Annotated in this window: 18 protein-coding genes; 9 read left to right on the forward strand and 9 right to left on the reverse strand. The window is 72.2% G+C overall.

Going from position 1 to position 22,245, the window contains the following annotated elements:
- Nucleotides 1-146: 146 nt before the first annotated feature.
- Nucleotides 147-650, reverse strand: coding sequence for an EamA/RhaT family transporter (locus tag GFH48_RS18165; RefSeq protein ID WP_153289265.1), 504 nt, complete (start codon nucleotides 648-650; stop codon nucleotides 147-149).
- A gap of 63 nt (nucleotides 651-713) precedes the next feature.
- Complete coding sequence (locus tag GFH48_RS18170; RefSeq protein ID WP_153289266.1) at nucleotides 714-1,034, reverse strand: SH3 domain-containing protein; 321 nt, start codon at nucleotides 1,032-1,034, stop codon at nucleotides 714-716.
- Nucleotides 1,035-1,168: 134 nt separating this feature from the next.
- On the opposite strand from GFH48_RS18170, the gene GFH48_RS18175 reads away from it, so the two are divergent.
- On the forward strand, nucleotides 1,169-3,439 hold the full coding sequence (locus GFH48_RS18175; protein ID WP_153289267.1) for a serine/threonine-protein kinase: 2,271 nt from the start codon (nucleotides 1,169-1,171) through the stop codon (nucleotides 3,437-3,439).
- A 74-nt stretch (nucleotides 3,440-3,513) separates the two neighbouring features.
- Here GFH48_RS18175 and ilvD read toward each other — a convergent pair whose 3' ends face one another.
- From ilvD to GFH48_RS18195, 4 genes are all read right to left on the reverse strand, one after another.
- Nucleotides 3,514-5,367 carry a dihydroxy-acid dehydratase gene (gene ilvD, locus GFH48_RS18180; protein WP_153289268.1) on the reverse strand — a complete coding sequence of 618 codons (1,854 nt, stop codon included), beginning with the start codon at nucleotides 5,365-5,367 and terminating at the stop codon, nucleotides 3,514-3,516.
- Nucleotides 5,368-5,608: 241 nt separating this feature from the next.
- Entirely contained in the window at nucleotides 5,609-6,223 is a 615-nt protein-coding gene (locus GFH48_RS18185; RefSeq protein WP_153289269.1) for a TetR/AcrR family transcriptional regulator, read from the reverse strand.
- The gene (locus GFH48_RS18190; RefSeq protein WP_153289270.1) at nucleotides 6,220-7,044 is read right to left on the reverse strand and encodes a sugar phosphate isomerase/epimerase family protein; all 825 of its coding nucleotides are present in this window, start codon (nucleotides 7,042-7,044) and stop codon (nucleotides 6,220-6,222) included. Before GFH48_RS18190 ends, GFH48_RS18185 begins: the two co-directional genes overlap by 4 nt.
- Before the next feature lie 595 nt (nucleotides 7,045-7,639).
- Entirely contained in the window at nucleotides 7,640-8,572 is a 933-nt protein-coding gene (locus tag GFH48_RS18195; protein WP_153289271.1) for a Ppx/GppA phosphatase family protein, read from the reverse strand.
- Between the two features lie 71 nt (nucleotides 8,573-8,643).
- Between GFH48_RS18195 and GFH48_RS18200 the strand changes: the two genes are divergently transcribed.
- The gene (locus GFH48_RS18200; protein WP_153289272.1) at nucleotides 8,644-9,504 is read left to right on the forward strand and encodes a hypothetical protein; all 861 of its coding nucleotides are present in this window, start codon (nucleotides 8,644-8,646) and stop codon (nucleotides 9,502-9,504) included.
- A 3-nt stretch (nucleotides 9,505-9,507) separates the two neighbouring features.
- Here the strand turns inward: GFH48_RS18200 and GFH48_RS18205 are convergent, their stop codons facing one another.
- Nucleotides 9,508-11,316 carry a BACON domain-containing protein gene (locus GFH48_RS18205; RefSeq protein WP_153289273.1) on the reverse strand — a complete coding sequence of 603 codons (1,809 nt, stop codon included), beginning with the start codon at nucleotides 11,314-11,316 and terminating at the stop codon, nucleotides 9,508-9,510.
- Nucleotides 11,317-11,578: 262 nt separating this feature from the next.
- On the opposite strand from GFH48_RS18205, the gene radA reads away from it, so the two are divergent.
- Both radA and disA read left to right on the forward strand, forming a co-directional pair.
- Nucleotides 11,579-12,988 (forward strand): DNA repair protein RadA, encoded by a 1,410-nt coding sequence (gene radA, locus GFH48_RS18210; RefSeq protein WP_153289274.1) that lies wholly within the window; start codon nucleotides 11,579-11,581, stop codon nucleotides 12,986-12,988.
- A gap of 67 nt (nucleotides 12,989-13,055) precedes the next feature.
- Nucleotides 13,056-14,180 (forward strand): DNA integrity scanning diadenylate cyclase DisA, encoded by a 1,125-nt coding sequence (disA, locus tag GFH48_RS18215; protein WP_153289275.1) that lies wholly within the window; start codon nucleotides 13,056-13,058, stop codon nucleotides 14,178-14,180.
- Between the two features lie 156 nt (nucleotides 14,181-14,336).
- Here disA and GFH48_RS18220 read toward each other — a convergent pair whose 3' ends face one another.
- Nucleotides 14,337-15,164, reverse strand: coding sequence for a hypothetical protein (locus GFH48_RS18220; protein WP_153289276.1), 828 nt, complete (start codon nucleotides 15,162-15,164; stop codon nucleotides 14,337-14,339).
- A 418-nt stretch (nucleotides 15,165-15,582) separates the two neighbouring features.
- Here GFH48_RS18220 and GFH48_RS18225 point away from each other — a divergent pair, with 418 nt between their 5' ends.
- The 5 genes from GFH48_RS18225 to cseC all read left to right on the forward strand — a co-directional run bounded on the left by GFH48_RS18225 (nucleotide 15,583) and on the right by cseC (nucleotide 20,444).
- Nucleotides 15,583-16,503, forward strand: coding sequence for an HhH-GPD family protein (locus tag GFH48_RS18225; protein ID WP_153289277.1), 921 nt, complete (start codon nucleotides 15,583-15,585; stop codon nucleotides 16,501-16,503).
- A 268-nt stretch (nucleotides 16,504-16,771) separates the two neighbouring features.
- Nucleotides 16,772-17,323: a SigE family RNA polymerase sigma factor gene (locus GFH48_RS18230; protein ID WP_153289278.1), complete on the forward strand. Its 552-nt coding sequence runs from the start codon at nucleotides 16,772-16,774 to the stop codon at nucleotides 17,321-17,323.
- A complete protein-coding gene (locus GFH48_RS18235) occupies nucleotides 17,311-17,970 on the forward strand; it encodes a hypothetical protein (RefSeq protein WP_407698645.1) in 660 nt (219 codons plus the stop codon). Before GFH48_RS18230 ends, GFH48_RS18235 begins: the two co-directional genes overlap by 13 nt.
- Nucleotides 17,971-17,998: 28 nt before the next feature.
- Nucleotides 17,999-18,709 (forward strand): two-component system response regulator CseB, encoded by a 711-nt coding sequence (cseB, locus tag GFH48_RS18240; protein ID WP_153289279.1) that lies wholly within the window; start codon nucleotides 17,999-18,001, stop codon nucleotides 18,707-18,709.
- A 442-nt stretch (nucleotides 18,710-19,151) separates the two neighbouring features.
- Nucleotides 19,152-20,444, forward strand: coding sequence for a two-component system sensor histidine kinase CseC (cseC, locus tag GFH48_RS18245; RefSeq protein ID WP_153292980.1), 1,293 nt, complete (start codon nucleotides 19,152-19,154; stop codon nucleotides 20,442-20,444).
- A 187-nt stretch (nucleotides 20,445-20,631) separates the two neighbouring features.
- On the opposite strand, the gene GFH48_RS18250 is transcribed toward cseC, so the two are convergent.
- The gene (locus GFH48_RS18250) at nucleotides 20,632-22,224 is read right to left on the reverse strand and encodes an MDR family MFS transporter (protein ID WP_153289280.1); all 1,593 of its coding nucleotides are present in this window, start codon (nucleotides 22,222-22,224) and stop codon (nucleotides 20,632-20,634) included.
- Nucleotides 22,225-22,245: the final 21 nt, after the last annotated feature.

The following is a 22,245-nucleotide window of genomic DNA, read 5'->3' on the forward strand; positions in this document are numbered from 1 at the left end:
TTCGCTTCGGCTCCGGGGTCGGCGTCGGGGCGCGAGGAGGGGGTCATACGTTCATGGTGACGGGTGTCGCTGGTGGGACGCAGGTGGTTTTCGTCCCCGCCGCCCTGGTCCGGAACGGGGGCTTCCGCTGTCGGACGCGGGTGCCGTCAGGAACCGGAGGCCCGGCGCTTCTTCGACGGATCGCGGGTGCGGCCGGTGGAACGGCGGTCGTACCGCGCGCGGGCCGCCTCGTACTCCTCGCGGTGCAGCTTCTCGCCCGGGGCCTCGCTGAGGGAGCGGACGCAGTACGCGAGGAGGGTGCCGACGAAGCCGATCGCCAGCAGGCCCCGCAGGGAGGCCTGGCGATCGGGGTCGGGGCGCTTGGAGAAGGCGTCCCAGGCGTGACGGAACGCGAGCGCGCTGCACACCGCGAACATGACCACGACCAGGATCGTCACCGGTTTGCCCACGTCCGCGATGGCCAGGCCCTGGTAGGCGAAGCGCAGGACGAAGCAGGCGGCCACCGCGGCGGCGAGCGAGCCGACGGCCACGCCGGCGCGGCGGGCCGGGTAGCCACCGTCGTGCTCCACCCAGGTCGTCCCGAAGAAGCGGAGGGGCTCGGGCTGGGGTCCCGCGGGGGTACCGGAACCGGATTCGGTCGTATCGCTCACACGACGATTATCGCTCCGGTCTCCGCGGGACCCGGCTTCGCCCGGACGGGGGGCGTCTTCCGGTCAGGCGCAGCGCCCCGCGACGTAGCCGTCGCTGCCCGTCTTCACATAGGCGTCGGAGACGAACTGGCCGTTGGCGATGTTGTCCCAGATGTTCGTCGTCCCGTAGTAGCCGCTGACCGTCTCGCCGGGACACTGGCAGTAGATCGGTACCGACGAGCCCGCCGGCAGGGTGCGGACGACGGAGTAGTGCGTGCCCGGGCCGCTGCGGACGTTCAGGCTGGAGCCCGGGGCGATCGGATACGTCCGGGTCGACGCCGTGAGCGCGGACCCCCCGTCCGCCGTCTCCGCCGCGCCGGTGATCTCTATGTCTTCCGTGGCCATCCTGGCCTCCCCCGCTGAATGATTCACGCCATGTCGGTACCGCGCGCCGAGGCTAGCAAGCCGCCGATGTTTCGCACGAAGGATCGACTAGGCTCTGCGCGTCGCGCATGCGGACATACCCACGGGGGTGAGTGATGCCGCCACAGCGCAGCGCCGGAACCGAACCGGAAGCGGAACATCCGATGTACGCCGGGCAGTACCTGCTGGAGGCACAGCTCGGCTCCGGCGGCATGGGCGTCGTACATCTGGCGCGGTCCGCCTCGGGGTTGCGGCTCGCCGTCAAGGTCGTACACGCGGAGTTCTCGCAAGACCCCGAGTTCCGGGGGCGGTTCAAGCAGGAGGTGGCCGCGGCTCGGCGGGTCAGCGGTGCCTTCACCGCGCCCGTGGTCGACGCCGATCCCGAGGCCGAACACCCCTGGATGGCAACGCTCTTCATTCCCGGGCCCACTCTCGCCGAACACGTGAAGCGGAACGGCGCACTGGGTCCGGGTCCGTTGCGCCGGCTGATGGCCGGTCTCGCCGAGGGGCTGCGCGACATCCATCGGGCCGGTGTCGTGCACCGCGATCTCAAACCGAGCAACGTGCTGCTGGCCGACGACGGTCCGAAGGTGATCGACTTCGGCATCTCGCGGCCCTCCGACAGTGAACTGCGCACCGAGACGGGCAAATTGATCGGTACGCCGCCGTTCATGGCTCCGGAGCAGTTCCGCAGGCCGCGCGAGGTCGGACCGGCCGCCGATGTCTTCGCACTCGGCTCGCTGATCGTGCACGCGGCCACCGGGAGCGGCCCCTTCGACTCCGACAGTCCCTATCTCGTCGCCTATCAAGTCGTCCACGACGAGCCGGACTTGACCGGTGTTCCGGACGAGCTGGCCGATCTGGTCGCGCGCTGCCTCGCCAAGGAACCCGAGGACCGGCCCACACCGGACGAGCTGATGACGGCGCTGAAGTCGGTGTCGGCCTCGTACGACACCCAGGCGTTCATACCCGGCCAGCGCGGCCGGCGCGGTCTGAGCGGGCGGGGGGCGAGGGCCGCGCAGCAGGACGGTCCGGTGCCCGCGCGGGCCGCCCGTCCGCTGGTGCCCGCGCCGCAGTCCGGCCCTGATCCCGATCCCGACCCCACGCATCGACGGGATCGCGCGCCGCACGGCGACGGCCCGGACCCGGAGGACGGCCGTCCCCGGGCGACGGGCGACGAGAAGGTGCCCGAGAGGGTGTCCGGGCGGCGTTGGCGGCTGCCCGTCGCCGCCGCCGCGAGCGTGCTCGCCGCGGTGGTCATCGGCGTCCTCGCCCTTCATGGCGGCTCGGACGTCCGGGGCCCGGCGAAGCACACGGGCGGGCGGTCGCCAGCGGACTCCTTCCAGCCGTGGGACCTGCGTCTGGGAGCCCACGGCGTCAAGGCCGCCGGTCTGCCGCAGTGCGCCTACACACCGCACGAGTTGTACTGCGTGCGTCCGGGCGTCCTGGCCGCCTCGGTCGACCCGGCGGACGGGCGGGTGCTCTGGTCGCGCGGTGACACGCACCGCGGGAACCACCGCTCGTCGAAGCCACCGGTGCTGTCCGGCGGACTGCTGCAGGTCCTCAGCGGGGACGGCCTGCGCCTGGAGGCGCTGGATCCCGCCACCGGCGCGACCCGGTGGAGCCATGACGTCGCCCGGTACAGCGGCCGTGTCACGCATGCCGGCGGTGTCGTCCTGCTCACCGGGCCCGACGGCGAGGTCACCGCGCTGGACGCGGCGACCGGCGAGCAGAAGTGGCGGCACACCGTCCCCGGGCAGCCCGTGCCGCAGTTCGTCACCTACGGGGACGGCGTCGCCTACACGGTGACGACGACCGGGGGCGGCACACGGGTGGACGCCGTGGATCCGCAGACCGGCTCCACCCGCTGGCACCGACGACTGGACGGAACGCTGAACGTGGTGGGCGCCCATGACGGTGTGGTCTGGTTCAGCTCGATCGACAGCCACCAGTACACGGACGCCGTCGTGCGCTACGACTCCTCGGCCCGTTCCGTGCGCCGCGCCGCGCTGCCGGTCCCGCTGCCGTCGCCACAGGCCGTCGTGCGCGGCGACACCGTGTATCTGCTGGCCGACGGCGGCACGCTCGTCGCCGTCGACACCCGGACCTCGGCCCAGCTCTGGCGCGCGGAGACCTCGGTGAGCACGGCCTCGGCGCCGGTCGTCGCCGGGCAGCGGCTGTACCTCACCTCGGCGGACGGGCGGCTGCTCTCCGTCGACGCCACGCGGGGCACGCTGCTGGGGCAGACCAGGGCGCGGCTCGGGGGCTCCCGGGGCGCTCTGATCGCCGCGATTCCGGCGCCGGTCGCGGCCGGCGGCAAGGTGTACTCCTCCGCTCCCGACGGATCGCTCTTCGCGGTCGACGGGAGCCGTCCCTCCACCTGGTGAAGCACGGCTGCGCCGTACGGACGCCGAAGGGGCCGCTCCCGGCAGGAGCGGCCCCTTCGGCGGGTGGTGGCGGGTCAGCCCAGCTTCGAGACGTCGCGGACCGCGCCCTTGTCCGCGCTGGTCGCCATCGCGGCGTAGGCGCGGAGCGCGGCCGAGACCTTGCGCTCGCGGTTCGCGGGGGCGTAGACGCCGTTCAGGGCGTCCCGGCGGGCGGCCAGCTCCTCGTCGGTGACCAGGAGCTCGATCGAGCGGCCCGGGATGTCGATGCGGATGCGGTCGCCGTCCCGGACCAGGGCGATGGTGCCGCCGGAGGCCGCCTCGGGGGAGGCGTGGCCGATCGACAGGCCCGAGGTGCCGCCGGAGAAACGGCCGTCGGTGATCAGGGCGCAGGTCTTGCCGAGGCCGCGGCCCTTGAGGAACGAGGTCGGGTAGAGCATCTCCTGCATACCGGGGCCGCCCTTGGGACCCTCGTAGCGGATGACCACGACGTCGCCGTGGGTGATCTCCTTCTTGAGGATCTTGTCGACGGCCTCTTCCTGCGACTCGCAGACGACCGCCGGGCCCTCGAAGGTCCAGATGGACTCGTCGACGCCGGCCGTCTTCACGACACAGCCGTCCACCGCCAGGTTGCCCTTGAGGACCGCGAGGCCGCCGTCCTTGGAGTAGGCGTGCTCGGCGGAGCGGATGCAGCCGCCCTCGGCGTCCTCGTCCAGGGCCAGCCAGCGCTCGGACTGGGAGAAGGCCTCGGAGGAGCGGACGCCGCCGGGGGCCGCGTGCCACAGTTCGATCGCCTCGGGGGACGGGGAGCCGGCGCGCACGTCCCACGTCTTCAGCCAGTCGGAGAGGGACGGGCTGTGGACGGAGTGGACGTCCTCGTTGAGCAGACCGGCGCGGTGCAGTTCGCCGAGCAGGGCGGGGATGCCGCCGGCGCGGTGCACGTCCTCCATGTAGTACGTGCGGTCCTTGGCGACGTTCGGGGCGACCTTGGCCAGGCAGGGCACATGGCGCGAGACGTCGTTGATCTCGTCCAGGCCGAAGGGGACGCCCGCCTCCTGGGCGGCGGCCAGCAGGTGCAGGATCGTGTTGGTGGAGCCGCCCATGGCGATGTCGAGGGCCATGGCGTTCTCGAACGCCGCGTGCGTGGCGATGTTGCGCGGCAGGACCGACTCGTCGTCCTGGTCGTAGTACCGGCGCGTGATGTCGACCACCGTGCGGGCCGCGTCCTCGTAGAGCCCCTTGCGGGCCGTGTGCGTGGCGAGCACCGAGCCGTTGCCGGGGAGGGAGAGGCCGATGGCCTCGGTCAGGCAGTTCATGGAGTTGGCGGTGAACATGCCGGAGCAGGAGCCGCAGGTCGGACAGGCGTTCTCCTCGATACGGAGGATGTCCTCGTCCGAGATCTTGTCGTTCACCGCGTCGGAGATCGCGTCGACCAGGTCGAGGGTGCGGACCGTGCCGTCGACCAGGGTGGCGCGGCCGGACTCCATCGGGCCGCCGGAGACGAAGACCGTCGGGATGTTCAGGCGCAGGGCCGCCATCAGCATGCCGGGTGTGATCTTGTCGCAGTTCGAGATGCAGATCAGGGCGTCGGCGCAGTGGGCCTCCACCATGTACTCGACCGAGTCGGCGATCAGGTCGCGGGAGGGCAGCGAGTACAGCATGCCGCCGTGTCCCATCGCGATGCCGTCGTCGACCGCGATGGTGTTGAACTCCCGCGCGATGCCCCCGGCGGCCGTGATGGCCTCACTGACGATCCGGCCGACCGGCTGGAGGTGGGTGTGACCCGGCACGAACTCCGTGAAGGAGTTGGCGACCGCGATGATCGGCTTCCGTCCGATGTCCGCGCCCGGTACACCGGAGGCACGCATAAGGGCGCGTGCGCCCGCCATGTTGCGGCCGTGGGTGACTGTGCGGGACCTCAGTTCGGGCATCGTCGCTCGCTCCTTCGGAGAGTTATGACTGGGATCGAGCCTACGCCGCCGCGCCAGGATTCGGACGCGGCGTCCGAAATGCGGGACGCCTGTCTCGCTGCGCGGGTACGGGGAAGGGGGTCTCCGGGCCGCCGGGGCCGGGGTTGCTGGTACGGGGGGGGGACGGCCGGGCCGCCGGGCCGGGGTACGAGGGCGGTGGGGCCGAGGGCGCTCAGGTGGGCCGGGAGGGGCGTTCATCCGGTCACGGAAGGGTGAGATGGCCCTGTACCACCGGGGCGACCCGGGCGATGATCGGCTCCAGGTCCGCCGAGGCCAGCGGCTCGACCCTGATCACGTAACGCAGCATCGCCACCCCCACCAGCTGGGCGGCGGCCAGCTCGGCGCGCAGCTCGGCGTCGGGGAGGTCGAGCTGCTGGGCGATGCGGCGCAGCAGCTGGGCGGCGATGAGCCGGCGGAAGACGGCCGCGGCGGTCTCGTTGTTCACGGCGGAACGGACGATCGCCAGGAGGGGCGCGCGGGTGGCCGGGTTCTCCCAGATGCCGAAGATGAAGCGGGTCAGGCGCTCACCGACACCGTCGAGGGGGCCGTCCTCGACCGCCACGGGAGCCGCCAGGGCGGGGGCGAAGGCGACCTCGATGGCCGCCTCGAAGACCTGTTCCTTGGTGCCGAAGTAGTGGTGCACGAGGGCGGAGTCGACCCCGGCCGCCTTCGCGATGCCTCGGACCGACGTCTTCTCGTAGCCGCGCTCCGAGAACTCCTCGCGGGCCGCGTCGAGGATGCGGTCGCGGGTGGCGGGGGCCGCCTCCGTCTGCGTACGGGAGGGACGCCCCCGGCGGCGGGGGGCCGCGTCCGTCACCGGCGCGGCACCTTGACGGCGGATGCGAGGTGCAGGCGGGTGAAGGCGAGGGCCTCGGCGAGGTCCGCCTCGCGTTCGGCACTGGACATCGCGCGGCGGGTGTTGACCTCGATGACGACGTGGCCGTCGAAGCCGCCGAGCGCGAGGCTCTCCAGCAGCTCGGCGCAGGGCTGGGTGCCGCGGCCCGGGACCAGGTGCTCGTCCTTGTTGGATCCGTTGCCGTCGGCGAGGTGGACGTGGCCGAGGCGGTCGCCCATGCGGTCGATCATCTCCAGGGCGTCCGTGCGGGCGGTCGCGGTGTGGCTGAGATCGATCGTGTAGTGACGGTAGTCGTCCTTCGTGACGTCCCAGTCGGGGGCGTACGCGAGCATCTCGCGGTCGCGATAGCGCCAGGGGTACATGTTTTCGACGGCGAAGCGTACGTCCGTCTCGTTCGCCATGCGCCACATGCCGGAGATGAAGTCGCGCACGTACTGGCGCTGCCAGCGGAAGGGGGGGTGCACGACCACGGTGCTCGCGCCGAGCTTCTCTGCGGCCGCCTGGGCGCGCTGGAGTTTGGTCCAGGGGTCGGTGGACCAGACGCGCTGGGTGATGAGCAGGCAGGGGGCGTGGACGGCGAGGATCGGGATCCGGTGGTGGTCGGAGAGCCGCCGCAGGGCGTCGATGTCCTGGCTGACGGGGTCGGTCCACACCATGACCTCGACGCCGTCGTAACCGAGGCGCGCCGCGATCTCGAAGGCCGTCGCCGTCGACTCCGGATACACGGACGCCGTGGACAGCGCGACCTTCGCATCCGGGATGCGCACCACTGGTTCTGCCACGAGGGACAGAGTACGGGGAGTGGACTGAGCGCGGGGAGGCGGTGACCCGCAGACCCCCACGAATCGGCCGCGCCGGGCTCAGGAGGGTGTCCCTGGGCCTCCGTCCCCGGGCCCTCGACAGGGGGGGTCGCCCCTGGGCCTCCATCGCTGGGCCCTGTCCCTGGGCGGGCCGTCCCTGCGGCCCCCTGGGGCTGTCCCTGAGCCCTGTCCCTGAGCCCTGTCCCTGAGCCCTGTCCCGGGGCCCTGTCCCGGGGCCCTGTCCCGGGGCCCTGTCCCGGAGCCCGTCCCTGCCCCGTGCCGAGGGCCCGTCGGAGGCCACTGCTGAGGACCCGGCGAGGCCCGTCGAAGGCCCCTCTGCTGAAGACCCGGCGAGGGCCCCGGCAAGGGCCCTGCGGAAGACTCCGGCGAGGCCCTCGCGCAAGGCTCCGCCACGGACCCGGGCACGGGTGCGGCCCCGGAGTTCGTGCAGGTCACGCTCGCGCGCCTGGCCAAGGGGCTGCCCCCCGGACCCCGCTCCGCCCGACGGGCTCGTCCTCGAACGCCGGTCGGGCCGACATGCGTGGCCCCGGCGCCTGGAGACGTCGGGGCGAGCCGGCTACACCGACTCCATCTGGTCCAGGCGCCGCAGGATGACACCCTCCCGGAGAGCCCAGGGACAGATCTCCAGGGTCTCCACGCCGAAGAGATCCATCGCCGCCTCGGCCACCATCGCCCCCGCGAGCAACTGCCCCGCCCGCCCGGGGGAGACCCCGGGAAGCTCCGCCCGCTCCCCCACCGTCATCGAGGCGAGCCTCGGCACCCAGTCCTGCAGAGAGCGCCGCTTCAGCTCACGCTGCACGTACAGCCCGTCCGTGGAACGGGCCGCCCCGGCCAGCCGGGCGAGCTGCTTGAAGGTCTTGGACGTGGCCACGACGTGGTCGGGGGCGCCGAACCGGCTGAACTCCCCCACCGTGCGGGCGATCTGCGTCCGGACATGCCGCCGCAGCGCCTTGATGTCGGCCGGATCGGCGGGATCGGCCGACAGCCAGCCCGCGGTCAGCCGCCCCGCGCCCAACGGCAACGACACCGCCGCGTCCGGCTCCTCGTCAAGGCCGTACGCGATCTCCAGCGACCCCCCGCCGATGTCGAGGACCAGCAGTTTCCCCGCCGACCAGCCGAACCAGCGACGGGCGGCCAGGAACGTCAGCCGGGCTTCCTCCGCACCGGTCAGCACCTGGAGCTCGACACCGGTCTCGCTCTGCACCCGGGCCAGCACCTCGTCCGCGTTGCTGGCCTCACGGACGGCGGAGGTGGCGAACGGCAGCATCGCCTCGACACCCTTGTCCTCGGCGGCCTCCAGCGCGTCCTGGACCGTCTCGATGAGTTTGTCGACGCCGTCGGAGCCGATCGCCCCGCTCTCGTCGAGCAGTTGGGCGAGCCGCAATTCGGCCTTGTGCGAGTGCGCGGGCAGCGGGCGCGCGCCGGGGTGTGCATCCACCACCAGCAGATGCACCGTGTTCGAACCCACATCGAGGACACCGAGTCTCATGTACGGAACGCTACTGCGGCCGGGCCCGCCCGCCGTCCCCGGAGCGGCCTCCGGCGACTTACCCTGGACGCGTGCCAAAGACGAAAAAGGCGAAGCCTGACAATTCGACCAAGAGTTCTTCGCAGGCGAAGGCCACCAAGCCCAAGAAGTCCCCGAAGGCGGCGCCGGTGAAGGCCTCGGCGTCCGACGAGAAGGGGCTCGACTTCGCGCGGGCATGGGTGGAGTTTCCGGATCCCGCCGACGAAGAGCAGGTCTTCCGGTGCGATCTGACATGGCTGACCTCTCGCTGGAACTGCATCTTCGGCAGCGGCTGCCAGGGCATCCAGGCCGGTCGCGCCGACGACGGCTGCTGCACGCTGGGGGCCCACTTCTCCGACGAGGACGACGAGAAGCGGGTGGCCGGGCACGTGGCGAGGCTCACTCCGGACATCTGGCAGCACCATGACGTCGGCCTGGAGACGGGCTGGGTGTCGCAGGACGAGGACGGCGAGCGCCAGACGCGCCCGTACCAGGGCTCGTGCATCTTCCAGAACCGGCCCGGCTTCGCCGGTGGCGCGGGCTGCTCGCTGCACATCCTGGCCGTCAAGGAGGGCCGCGAACCGCTGGAGACCAAGCCGGACGTGTGCTGGCAGCTGCCGGTGCGCCGGACGTACGAGTGGATCGACCGCCCCGACGACACCCGGGTGCTCCAGGTCTCGATCGGCGAGTACGACCGCCGGGGCTGGGGTCCGGGTGGCCACGACCTGCACTGGTGGTGCACGTCGGCGACGTCGGCGCACGGAGCGGGCGACCCGGTGTACGTCTCGTACCGCCCGGAACTCGTGGAGCTGATGGGCAAGGCCGGGTACGACCGGCTGGTCGAACTCTGCGAGCAGCGGCTGGCCTCGCAGCTGCCGCTGTTGGCACCGCATCCCGCGGACCCCGTCGCCTGACCGTCAGGACGGGACCGGGCCGCCGGTGCCGGCGGGCGGCTGGGTCGAGCCCTCCGGGGCCGACGGGGTCGCTTCCGTGGGCGTGGGGGTCGGCGACGGGTCGGAAGGTGTCGGCGACGGGTCGGGACCGGACGAGGGCGTCGCCGAGCCGTGGCCGGACGGCGTGGGACTGCCGGTCGCCTGGCCGGGGCCGGATCCTCCGGGGGCGGACGGGCCCGCGCTCCCGTACCCGCCGATCGTGACGACGGCGCCCGCGGGTGCGATCGCCACCCGCGCGCTCCAGCGGCCCACCGGCTGGCGGAGCTGATCGACGTACACCTTGACCGTCACCGAGTCTCCGGGGGCGATCGTGCCCGACGACCGGCTGAGGTAGAGCCAGGGCGCTCCGGAACGCGCGGACCAGTGGACCGGCGAACTCCCGGAGGCGGTCAGGGTGATGAAGGTCGTCTCGCCGCTGCCCGTGGCCTGTACGGAGAGCTGTCCGGCGGCGCCGCCCGCGCCCGCGGCGCTGGTGACCTCCACGGAGACGTCCGGCGTGCCGTCGCCCTTGGCGAAGCGGCCGCCGGGTCTGGTGCTGGCGTTGCCCGCGTTCTCGTAGCCGCCGACGTTCTCGCCGCCGATGCCGTCGTGGCCGTGCGCCTCGCTCGCGGTGGCGGGGCGGCCGTCGGCGCCCTCCCCGGTGAGGGGCGCGCCGCGGTAGGCCGCCCAGAGGGCGAGCACGGGCGCGGCGACGACGGTGGCGACGACGGTCGTGGTGACGGCGCGGGCCCGCAGCCGGTCCCGGCGGGCTGCCCGGTCCTTGGGGTCCATCGGGAAGCCGCGCCGGTCGAAGCGGGGTGCGCCGCCCCTCGTCCGCGCGACGTGCGCGAGCGCGATGTGCAGGGCGGCCCGCGGGGCCTGCAGGACGGGGAGCGCGGCGGGCGTGACGCTGGTGCCGGGCCAGGTACCGGGCGCGGCGCGTTCGGCGGTGCGGCGGCAGCGCGGGCAGTCGTCGACGTGCCGGACGAGTTCGCGGCGCAGGCCGGCGCTCAGGACCAGCCGGCTGTCGCCGGTGAGGTGGGCGACGCTCGGGCAGGTGCCGGTCTCGACGACGGCGAGGGCGGCGCGGGTGCGTTCGACCTCGCAGGCGGCGGAGGCGAGGAGTTCGCGCGCCCTGACCGTGTCCATGCCGAGGACGGCGGCGACCTCGTGGGCGGCGAGCTGGTGGCGGACGGCGAGTTCGAGCGCCTCCCGCTGCTCGGGGGTGGTGCCGGCGGCCTCCGGCCAGGCCAGCAGGGCGAGTTCGCGCTGCCGCCGGGCCAGGTCCTCTTCGGAGACGGGGGCGGCGAGCGCCTCGGCCGCGCGCCGGTCCGCGGCCTCCTTGTCGCCCTTGTCGCCCTTGTCGCCCCTGTCGCCCCTGTCACTCGTGTCGCCCCTGTCGCCCTTGGTGCTCGTACGGCGGCCGGAGGCGTGCGTCGCCTGGTGTCTGCGCCGGGCCTCGGTGAGCCCCCGCAGGCAGGACCAGCGGGCGAGCGCGTACAGCCAGGCCCGCTGGTCGTCCGGGGAATCCGGGGAGCGCTGGCCCCTGCGGTCGGCGAGCGCCAGGACGTCGCCGAGCGCGGCGGTGGCCGCGTCGTGGTCGCACAGCACGGACAGGCAGTAGGTGAACAGGCCGTCCAGATAGGGCTCGTAGCGCGCGGGAGGGCGCTGGGCCGTCGTGCGGGCCGATGCGCCGCTGGGCAGGGTCACCCGCTTGCGCGCTGTACCGTGCGCCCGGTGTGCGCCGGTGGTGTGCGTGGTGTGTGTCGAGGTCTCCGGACTGCTGCTCATCACCCGTGCGACCGTAGGTGCCCGACGGCGACCCCTTCTTCCCCCTTGAGCATATTTAATCCGTACGGGTGAAACGATCCCTCATAAGGGGACACGAACCTCCGATTCCGTGGCCTGGACCTCCACGGGCGGCGACGGAAGGGGGGCGCGCGGCGGCTTCGGATCGGCGGAAGCCCCCGGCGCGACAGGGCGGGACGCGGGGAGCGGGCCGGCGGCGGGTACGACGGCCGACGGCGCTGTCGGTGGCCTCGGCTACGGTTCGGTCATGGCTGCCCGTACGAAGACCGCGAAGGACCGGCCGTCCTACCGCTGCACCGAGTGCGGCTGGCAGACGGCCAAATGGCTCGGCCGCTGCCCCGAGTGCCAGGCGTGGGGGACGGTCGAGGAGTACGGCGCGCCCGCGGTGCGGACCACGACGCCCGGCCGTGTCACCACCTCCGCGGTGCCCATCGGCCAGGTCGACGCCCGTCAGGCCACCGCGCGCAGCACCGGCGTGCCCGAGCTGGACCGCGTCCTCGGCGGTGGTCTGGTGCCCGGCGCTGTCGTCCTGCTCGCGGGCGAGCCCGGCGTCGGGAAGTCCACCCTCCTCCTGGACGTGGCGGCGAAGGCGGCGAGCGACGAGCACCGCACGCTGTATGTGACGGGCGAGGAGTCGGCGAGCCAGGTCCGGCTGCGGGCCGACCGCATCAAGGCCATCGACGACCACCTCTATCTGGCCGCGGAGACCGACCTCGCGGCCGTCCTCGGCCACCTGGACGCGGTGAAGCCGTCGCTCCTGATCCTCGACTCGGTCCAGACCGTCGCCTCTCCGGAGATCGACGGCGCCCCGGGCGGTATGGCCCAGGTCCGCGAGGTCGCCGGGGCACTCATCCGCGCCTCCAAGGAGCGTGGCATGTCGACCCTGCTCGTGGGCCATGTCACCAAGGACGGCGCGATCGCGGGCCCCCGCCTGCTCGAACACCTCGTGGACGTCGTCCTGAGCTTCGAGGGCGACCGGCACGCCCGCCTCAGGCTGGTCCGAGGGGTCAAGAACCGTTACGGGACGACGGACGAGGTCGGCTGCTTCGAGCTGCACGACGAGGGCATCACGGGTCTGACCGACCCGTCCGGCCTCTTCCTCACCCGCCGTGCCGAGCCGGTCCCGGGCACCTGTCTGACCGTGACCCTGGAGGGCCGCCGGCCCCTGGTGGCGGAGGTGCAGGCCCTCACGGTGGACTCGCAGATCCCGTCCCCGCGCCGGACGACCTCGGGCCTGGAGACCTCCCGTGTCTCCATGATGCTGGCCGTCCTGGAGCAGCGGGGCCGGATCAGCGCCCTCGGAAAACGTGACATCTACTCGGCGACGGTCGGCGGTGTGAAGCTCTCCGAGCCGGCCGCGGACCTCGCAATCGCCCTCGCGCTCGCGTCCGCGGCGAGTGACACTCCTCTCCCCAAGAACCTCGTCGCGATCGGCGAGGTGGGCCTCGCCGGGGAGGTCAGACGGGTCACGGGAGTGCAGCGGCGGCTGGCCGAAGCCCACCGACTGGGCTTCACCCACGCCCTCGTGCCGAGCGATCCGGGCAAGACCCCACCCGGTATGAAGGTCCTGGAAGTCGCCGACATGGGCGAGGCGCTGCGGGTGCTTCCGCGGTCGCGTCGTCGAGAGGCCCCACGGGAGGACGAGGAGCGCCGGTAGACTTTGCCCTGGTCTCGCCCGTCCGTACGAACCCAGGGCGACCGGAAACCGCGACCGGAGGAGTGCAGTGGCAGCCAACGACCGGGCAGCAGCTCCCGGAAAGTCCGGTGGGAGCTCCGGTGCCGATGGCCTGATGCGCGCCTCATTGAGCGCTGTGGCACCCGGCACGGCCCTCCGCGACGGGCTCGAACGAATTCTCCGCGGCAACACCGGCGGACTCATCGTGCTCGGCTGGGACAAGACCGTCGAGTCGATGTGCACCGGTGGTTTCGTGCTGGACGTGGAGTTCACCGCGACCCGGCTGCGCGAGCTGTGCAAGCTCGACGGCGGCATCGTGGTCGACAAGGACCTCACCAAGATCCTCCGGGCCGGCGTGCAGCTGGTGCCGGACCCGACGATCCCCACCGAGGAGACGGGTACGCGGCACCGCACCGCGGACCGGGTGAGCAAGCAGGTCGGTTTCCCCGTCGTCTCGGTCTCGCAGTCGATGCGGCTGATCGCCCTCTACGTCGACGGTCAGCGCCGTGTCCTGGAGGACTCCGCCGCGATCCTCTCGCGTGCCAACCAGGCCCTCGCGACCCTGGAGCGCTACAAGCTCCGTCTCGACGAGGTCGCGGGCACGCTCTCCGCGCTGGAGATCGAGGACCTGGTCACCGTCCGGGACGTGTCGGCGGTGGCGCAGCGTCTGGAGATGGTGCGCCGCATCGCCACCGAGATCGCCGAGTACGTGGTGGAGTTGGGCACCGACGGACGTCTGCTCGCCCTTCAGCTCGACGAGTTGATCGCGGGCGTGGAGCCCGAGCGTGAGCTGGTGGTCCGCGACTACGTGCCCGAGCCGACCGCGAAGCGCTCCCGCACGGTCGACGAGGCACTCTCCGAGCTGAACGCCCTCGCCCATGCCGAGCTGCTCGAACTGCCCACCGTGGCAAGGGCGCTGGGTTACACCGGTTCCCCGGAGGCGCTCGACTCCGCGGTATCGCCGCGCGGCTTCCGGCTGCTCGCGAAGGTCCCGCGCCTGCCCGGCGCGATCATCGACCGTCTCGTCGAGCACTTCGGCGGGCTGCAGAAGCTCCTCGCGGCCAGCGTCGACGATCTCCAGGCCGTCGACGGGGTGGGCGAGGCTCGGGCACGCAGTGTGCGCGAAGGGCTCTCCCGGCTGGCGGAGTCGTCGATCCTGGAACGCTACGTCTGACCGGCGGCCGGGGCCGGGACCCGGGCCGGCCGTATGCCCACCGGGTGCCCGGCCCCAGTCACCGGATACCCGGCCTCTGCCCCCGGGCGACCCGGGGGTCCGGACCACCCGGGGAGGATCGGGCCTGTCGCCGGGTGACGCGGATCGTCCCGGGCCTCAGTCCTGCGACAGCACGAACGAGGTCTGCGCCTTCGCCAGCCCCGGCGCCTTCGCCTCCACCAGGTAGGTACCCGCGGACGCCGAGCCCGCCGGGGGCGTCGCGCACTCGGGGGCACTGGCGGTGCGGTCCCAGTCCACCGTGTAGGTCACCTGACCGCCGGCCGGAACCCGGAAGAAAAGGCTGGAGGCATCCTTGGGGCAGTCGGCCGAGGACCAGAAGCTCTTGTCGTTCCCGGCCTGAGTGATCGTCAGTACGGCCTTCTTCGGGCCGAGATCGACCTTGCAGTCACTGCCGGAGGAGTTCTTCGCGATCAGCTGGATCGAGGGCTTGGTGCCGGGTCCGTACGAGTTGTGGACGCTGCGCAGGGTCAACTTGACCGCGCCCGCAGCGCAGTTGGGGAGGGTGGAACCGGCCGGGACCTGATCGGCGGATCCGGCCGACCCGGCCGATCCCGCGGATCCCGCGCCTCCGCCGTTGGAGCCGTCGTCCGAGCCGCCGGCGCCTCCGGCCGAACCGCCGCCGGAACCGCCCCCGTTGCCGGAGCCGTCGCCGCTCCCGCCGCCGGTGTCCGCGCTGCCGCTCGACTCGTCGCGTCCGCCCGGGTGTTGGCTTATCGCCGGGCCGGATCCCGAGGGGCCCGGAGTGATCGTCTCCACGGGGCCCTTCCCGTTGGAACCGTCCGCGCCCTTCTTGCCGCCGCCTCCGGTACTGACGATCCAGACCGTCAGGAGCGCCAACAGCGCTACCAGAGACAGCAGAACGGCCCTCCGACGCCAGTAGATGGTGGAGGGTAGCGGCCCGACCGGATTGCGCAGAGATCCCACGGCGCAAACTGTACGAGAGATCGGGGCCGGGACTTGCCCCACCCGCCGCCCTGAGCCCCAACTTTTCCGGATCATCATCTCGACAGCCCGGTTCGGCTGTCGCGGACGCCCGGTTTTCGCCCCCGCCGCCCCCACCCGACCCATCCCCGAGGGCTCCGCCCCCAGACCTCCGCCAGGAATGCTGCGCCCCCCGGACCCCCGCTCGTCGCCCGAAGGGCTCGTCCTCAAGGCCGGCCCCGGGCTGGAGATGCGCGCCGGCCCGCACCATCAGCCCGTCCGGCGTTTGAGGACAAGGCCCTCAAGGCCGGCCGGGGGTCTGGGGGCGCAGTCCCCAGGGCGAGGACGGGACGGCGCGCAACCCGCCCATATACGCGAGAAACACACCCCGGCACCGACCCATGGCAGGATCGGAAGCGTCATGACTGCACCCACCATGCCCACACCCAGCCCCCAGCCCACCGCCCCCGGCGAGACCCTGCACGAGCCGGTGATCACCTGGTTCGACGAGCACGCCCGCGACCTCCCCTGGCGCCGCCCCGACGCAGGCCCCTGGGGTGTGATGGTCAGTGAGTTCATGTTGCAGCAGACCCCGGTGAGCCGCGTCCTGCCCGTGTACGAACAGTGGGTGGCCCGCTGGCCCCGCCCCGCCGACCTCGCCAAGGAGGCCCCCGGCGAGGCCGTCCGCGCCTGGGGCCGCCTCGGCTACCCCCGCCGTGCCCTCCGCCTGCACGGCGCCGCGGTCGCCATAACGGAACGCCACGGCGGCGACGTACCCACGGAGCACGCACAACTGCTCGCGCTGCCCGGCATCGGCGAGTACACGGCCGCGGCGGTGGCGTCCTTCGCGTACGGCCAACGGCACGCCGTGCTGGACACGAACGTCCGCAGGGTCTTCGCCCGTGCCGTGGCCGGCGTGCAGTACCCCCCGAACGCCACCACCGCCGCCGAACGCAAGCTCGCCCGCGCCCTGCTCCCCGAGAGCGAGCGCACCGCCTCGCGCTGGGCCGCCGCCTCCATGGAACTCGGCGCGCTGGTCTGCACGGCGAAGAACGAGAGCTGCCACCGCTGCCCGATCGCCTCCCAGTGCGCATGGCGGCTGGCGGGCAAGCCGGAGCACGACGGGCCGCCGCGCCGCGGCCAGACGTACGCCGGTACCGACCGTCAGGTGCGCGGCAAGCTGCTCGCCGTACTCAGGGAGGCCGTCACGCCCGTCCCGCAGTCCGCCCTGGACCGCGTATGGGAGGAACCCGTGCAGCGTGCCCGCGCTCTGGACGGACTCGTCGCCGACGGGCTCGTCGAACCCCTCACGGGCGGTTTGTATCGGCTGCCGTTGACCTAGCGCCGGCCACGACCCCGCCCGCGAATCGCCAAAACATCCCCAACCAGGACATGTAGGCACCTCGCCTTACCCGCCGACTCCCTCCGTTACACAACCGACGTACAGCCGAGTGCTCGTCGCAGGCTGTCTCGGACAACCCCGTGACAACGCCTCCGTAGCTTCATCTCCGTACCGCACGCACAGCGGGACCACAGCGGTACGGAAGCGACGGACAGCCGACAGCAGGCGTCAGCAGGCAGGTCGGAAACGGGGATGGAGGCGGTTGATCATGGCGCACGGCGAGGTGCTCGAATTCGAGGAGTACGTCCGCACTCGGCAGGACGCGCTGCTGCGCAGCGCCCGCCGCCTGGTCCCCGACCCCGTGGACGCCCAGGACCTGCTGCAGACCGCGCTCGTCCGCACGTACGGCCGCTGGGACGGCATCGCGGACAAGCGGCTCGCCGACGCGTACCTGCGCCGCGTGATGATCAATACGCGCACCGAGTGGTGGCGGGCGCGGAAGCTCGACGAGGTGCCCACCGAGCAGCTCCCGGACGCCCGCGTCGAGGACTCCACCGAGCAGCACGCGGACCGCGCGCTCCTCATGGACATCATGAAGGTGCTCGCTCCGAAGCAGCGCAGTGTCGTGGTGCTGCGACACTGGGAGCAGATGTCCACGGAGGAGACGGCCGCCGCGCTCGGCATGTCGGCCGGAACGGTCAAGAGCACGCTGCACCGGGCGCTGGCCCGGCTCCGCGAGGAGCTGGAGAGCCGGGACCAGGAGGAGCGCGGCGCCCGCGCGCTCGAACCGGGTGAGGAGCGGGAGCGTTGCGCGGCCTAGCGATTCGGGCCAGGAGAACCGGCCGGGTACTGAAGGCGGGGGGTGCGGCGGCGACCGCGCTCGCCGCCCTCGGCCTTTTCCTGACCGCCTGTGCCACGGGAGGTACGGGCGCCCGTGACGAGGGCCCGGCGGGCAGCGAGGCGGTGGCCAAGGCCCCCACGACTCCCACCACCTCCCCCTCGGCCACGAAGTCCGCCAAGCGGGTGGACGTGGTCAAGCTCGTCAAGGACGACCCCGAGGTCAGCCCGTCGGTCAAGGGCGCCCTCAAACCGTGCGTGGCCGACGAGTACCCGGTCGACGTGTCGTACGGAGAGCTGACCGGGGGCCCCTCGGACGACGTCGTCGTCAACGTGATGACCTGCGGAGACGCCGTCGGCATCGGCTCGTACGTGTACCGCGAGGAAAAGGGCCGGTACGAGAACGTGTTCAAGACCGAGGAGCCACCGGTCTACGCGGAGATCGACCGGGGCGACCTGGTGGTCACACAGCAGCTGTACAAGAGGGGCGACCCGGTGTCGTATCCCTCCAGCGAGGAAGTGATCACCTACGGCTGGTCCGCGACCCGCTTCACCGAGGAGTCCCGGACGCACAACGACTACAGCAACGCGGTGGGTGCCACCGACGCCCCCACCCCCGCCGCGAACTGAAGAACAGACGGAGCAACGGAGCAGCCGGATGGCAGAGCAGACCCACGTCCTGTTCGTCGAGGACGACGATGTCATCCGCGAGGCCACACAACTCGCGCTGGAGCGCGACGGCTTCGCGGTCACGGCCATGCCCGACGGCCTGTCGGGCCTGGAGGCGTTCCGTGCGGACCGTCCGGACATCGCCCTCCTGGACGTCATGGTCCCCGGCCTGGACGGCGTCAGCCTGTGCCGCCGTATCCGTGACGAGTCCACCGTCCCCGTGATCATGCTGTCGGCGCGGGCCGACTCGATCGACGTCGTCCTGGGGCTGGAGGCGGGCGCCGACGACTATGTGACCAAACCCTTCGACGGGGCCGTGCTGGTCGCCCGCATCCGCGCGGTGCTGCGGCGGTTCGGGCACGCGAGCGGTCCGAACGCGGGTACGGACGTGCCCTCGCCGGTCGACGGCGGTCTGCTCTCCTTCGGGGACGGGGACCTGGAGATCGACACCGAGGGCATGGAGGTGCTCAAGGGCGGGGTGCCCGTGGCGCTGACACCCACCGAGATGCGACTGCTGCTGGAGTTCTCGTCCGCGCCGGGCACGGTGCTGAGCCGCGACAAGCTGCTCGAACGTGTGTGGGACTACGGCTGGGGCGGTGACACCCGCGTCGTCGACGTCCATGTCCAGCGGCTGCGGACGAAGATCGGCCAGGACCGGATCGAGACGGTCCGCGGTTTCGGCTACAAGTTGAAGGCCTGAGCGGGGTATGCGGGGGATGTTCCAGCGCCGGAACCCGGCCGACGACGACAGACCGGGCGCCGACTCCGGCACACCGGGTCCCGGCTTCGGCACACCGGGTCCCGACTCCGGCGGACCGGAGACCGTCCACGGCGGTCGCGGCTCGGGCTCGGGCTCCGGCTCCGGCTCCGGCTCCGGCGGACCGGATGGCGCGTACGGCGCGCACGGCGGGCGGAACGGCGATGACGCCGGGCCGGGCGGCCACCGTGGCGGACCGGGCGCCGATCTCCCCGGGCGGGGCAGCGTCCGTGGCGGACCGGGCTCCGGTCTCACCGGGCCGGACAGCGTCCGCGGCGGACCGGGCGGCGGCGCGGGCGGCGGCGCCGGACACCGCGGCAACGACGGAAGCGGAGGCCGCCGCGTCCGCGCCGGTGGCCGGCCCGCCGAGGTCGGAGTCACCGGCATCCGCACCGGCATCCGCTGGAAGCTGAGCGCGGCCATCGCCATGGTCGGCGCCCTCGTCGCGGTCGCGCTGAGTCTCGTCGTGCACAACGCGGCACGCGTCTCGATGCTCGACAACTCGCGGGATCTGGCGGACGAACGGATCCAGGTCGCCCAGCGCATGTACGAGTCCGGCCGCACGCAGTCCTTCGGGGTCAAGGTCGACGACCCGATGATCCCGGGAGACCTGCTGGCCAAGGTCGAACAGGGACGGCGAGCCACCTACGTCGCCGACCGTCCCAACGGCGTGCCGGACATCTGGGCGGCCGTACCCCTCAAGGACGGCCGCGTCCTCTCGCTCCACACCGGGTTCACCGACCGCAACACCGACGTCATGAAGGACCTCGACCAGGCGCTGATCATCGGTTCGATCGCGGTCGTCTTCGGGGGCAGCGCCCTCGGCGTGCTGATCGGCGGCCAGTTGTCGCGCCGGCTGCGCAAGGCCGCGGCCGCCGCGAACCAGGTCGCCAAGGGCGAGACCGACGTCCGCGTACGGGAAGCGATCGGCGGCGTCGTGCGCGACGAGACCGACGACCTGGCGCGGGCGGTGGACGCCATGGCGGACGCGCTCCAGCAGCGCATCGAGGCCGAGCGCCGGGTGACCGCGGACATCGCGCACGAGCTGCGCACACCGGTCACGGGACTGCTGACCGCGGCCGAGCTGCTGCCCCCCGGCCGGCCCACGGAACTGGTCCGCGACCGGGCCCAGGCCATGCGCACGCTGGTCGAGGACGTCCTGGAGGTGGCCCGGCTGGACGGTGCGTCCGAGCGGGCCGAGCTGCAGGACATCCTGCTCGGCGAGTTCGTGGCGCGCCGGGTGGCCGCCAAGGACCCCGACATCGACGTACGCGTGATCCACGAGTCGGAGGTCACCACGGATCCGCGGCGCCTGGAGCGCGTTCTGTTCAATCTGCTCGCCAACGCGGCTCGGCACGGCAAACCGCCGATCGAGGTCTCGGTGGAGGGCCGGGTCATCCGTGTGCGCGACCACGGTCCGGGCTTCCCCGAGGAACTCCTCGCCGACGGCCCCAGCCGCTTCCGCACCGGCAGCACCGACCGGGCGGGCCACGGTCACGGGCTGGGGCTCACCATCGCTGCGGGTCAGGCCCGGGTGCTGGGCGCCCGGCTGACCTTCCGCAACATCCGTCCCGCGGGGGCCCCGGAGAACATGCCCGCGGAGGGCGCGGTCGCGGTGCTGTGGCTGCCGGAGCACGCGCCCACCAACACGGGCAGCTTCCCCCTGCTGCCGGCGTGAGGGAGCGGGGCCCTGTCCCGGTCTCGGCACCAGTACCGCGAGGCGGACCGCTGAGCGCCCGGGAACGCGTGGGTGCGCCGTTGTCGGCTCAGGGACGCCGGTGCGCCCGGGAACATCCGTGAACGTCCGCGAACCGGAGAAGGCCCCCGGGGCGGACACGCCGGGGGCCTTCGGATCGAGCGGGGGGTCAGACGGTTTCCGCCAGGGTTTCCTTCGGCGGCGCGTCGTTCGCCGCGGCGTCGGCCTCGGCGGGCTTGGCGGGTGCTCCCGCCCCCCGCAGCGGGACCTCCTTCACGAACACCGCCGCCACCAGTGCGCCCACGGCCACCACGGATCCCAGCAGGAACGCGGAGTGCGTACCCGAGGACACCGCGAACTGGTAGGCCTCGCGCGCCGCGGCCGGCAGCTTGGCGAGGCTGGCCGCGTCGAGCTGCGCGGACCGCTCGGTCATCTGGGAACCCAGCGCCCCGGCCCGCTCGGCCATGACGTCCTGGACGCGGTGGTTGAACAGCGCGCCCATGATCGCGACACCGAAGGACGAGCCGAGCGTACGGAAGAGGGTCGTGGACGAGGACGCGACGCCCATGTCCTTCATCTCGACGCTGTTCTGCGCCACCAGCATCGTGATCTGCATCAGGCAGCCCATGCCCAGGCCGAGCACGGCCATGTACAGGCCCGAGGTCAGCCGGCTGGTACCCGTGTCCATCTGCGACAGCAGGAACAGGCCCACCGACATCAGCACACTGCCGACGACCGGGAACGCCTTGTAGCGGCCGCTGCTGGTGGTGACCCGCCCGGCGACCATCGAGGTGACCAGCATCGCGCCGAGCATCGGCAGGAGCAGCAGGCCGGAGTTGGTCGCGGACGCGCCCTGTACGGACTGCTGGTACAGCGGGAGGAAGAGCACGGCGCCGAACATCACGAAGCCGGTGATGAAGCCGATGACGGACATCAGCGTGAAGTTGCGGTTGCGGAAGATGTGCAGCGGCAGGATCGGCGAGGCGGCCTTGGTCTGCACGAAGACGAAGCCGACGAGCGCGGCGACACCGATGCCGATCAGCTCCATGATCCGGGCGGAGCCCCAGGCGTACTCGCTGCCACCCCAGGTGGTGACGAGCACGATGGACGAGATGCCGACGGTCAGCAGCCCCGCACCGAGGTAGTCGATCTTCGCCTCGACCCGCTTCTTCGGCAGGTGCAGCACGGCGCTGACGGCCAGCAGCGCGACGATGCCGAGCGGCAGGTTGATGTAGAAGGACCAGCGCCAGCCCCAGTGGTCCGTGATGGAGCCGCCGACCAGCGGTCCCGCGATCATGGCGAGCGCCATGATGCCGGCCATCATGCCCTGGTACTTGCCCCGCTCACGCGGCGGAATGAGGTCCCCGATGATCGCCATGACGCCGACCATGAGACCGCCGGCGCCCAGACCCTGGATGGCACGGAAGCCGATCAGCTGTCCCATGTCCTGCGCCATACCGCTGAGCGCGGACCCGAGGAGGAAGATGACGATCGAGGTCATGAAGGCGCCCTTGCGCCCGTACATGTCGCCGAGCTTGCCCCAGATCGGGGTCGAGGCGGCGGTCGCGAGCGTGTACGCGGTGACGACCCAGGACAGGTGCTCCAGGCCGCCGAGATCGCCCACGATCGTCGGCATCGCCGTGCCCACGATCATGTTGTCGAGCATCGCGAGGAGCATCGCGATCATGAGCGCGAGCAGCACGACCCGCACACTGCGTGGCTGTTTCCCGGTCTGTACGGCCGCTTCCGTGTTGTCCGCCATCATTCCCACTCCCCTGGGTCC

The sequence above is a fragment of the Streptomyces fagopyri genome, from assembly GCF_009498275.1.
GTDB classification, from domain to species: domain Bacteria; phylum Actinomycetota; class Actinomycetes; order Streptomycetales; family Streptomycetaceae; genus Streptomyces; species Streptomyces fagopyri.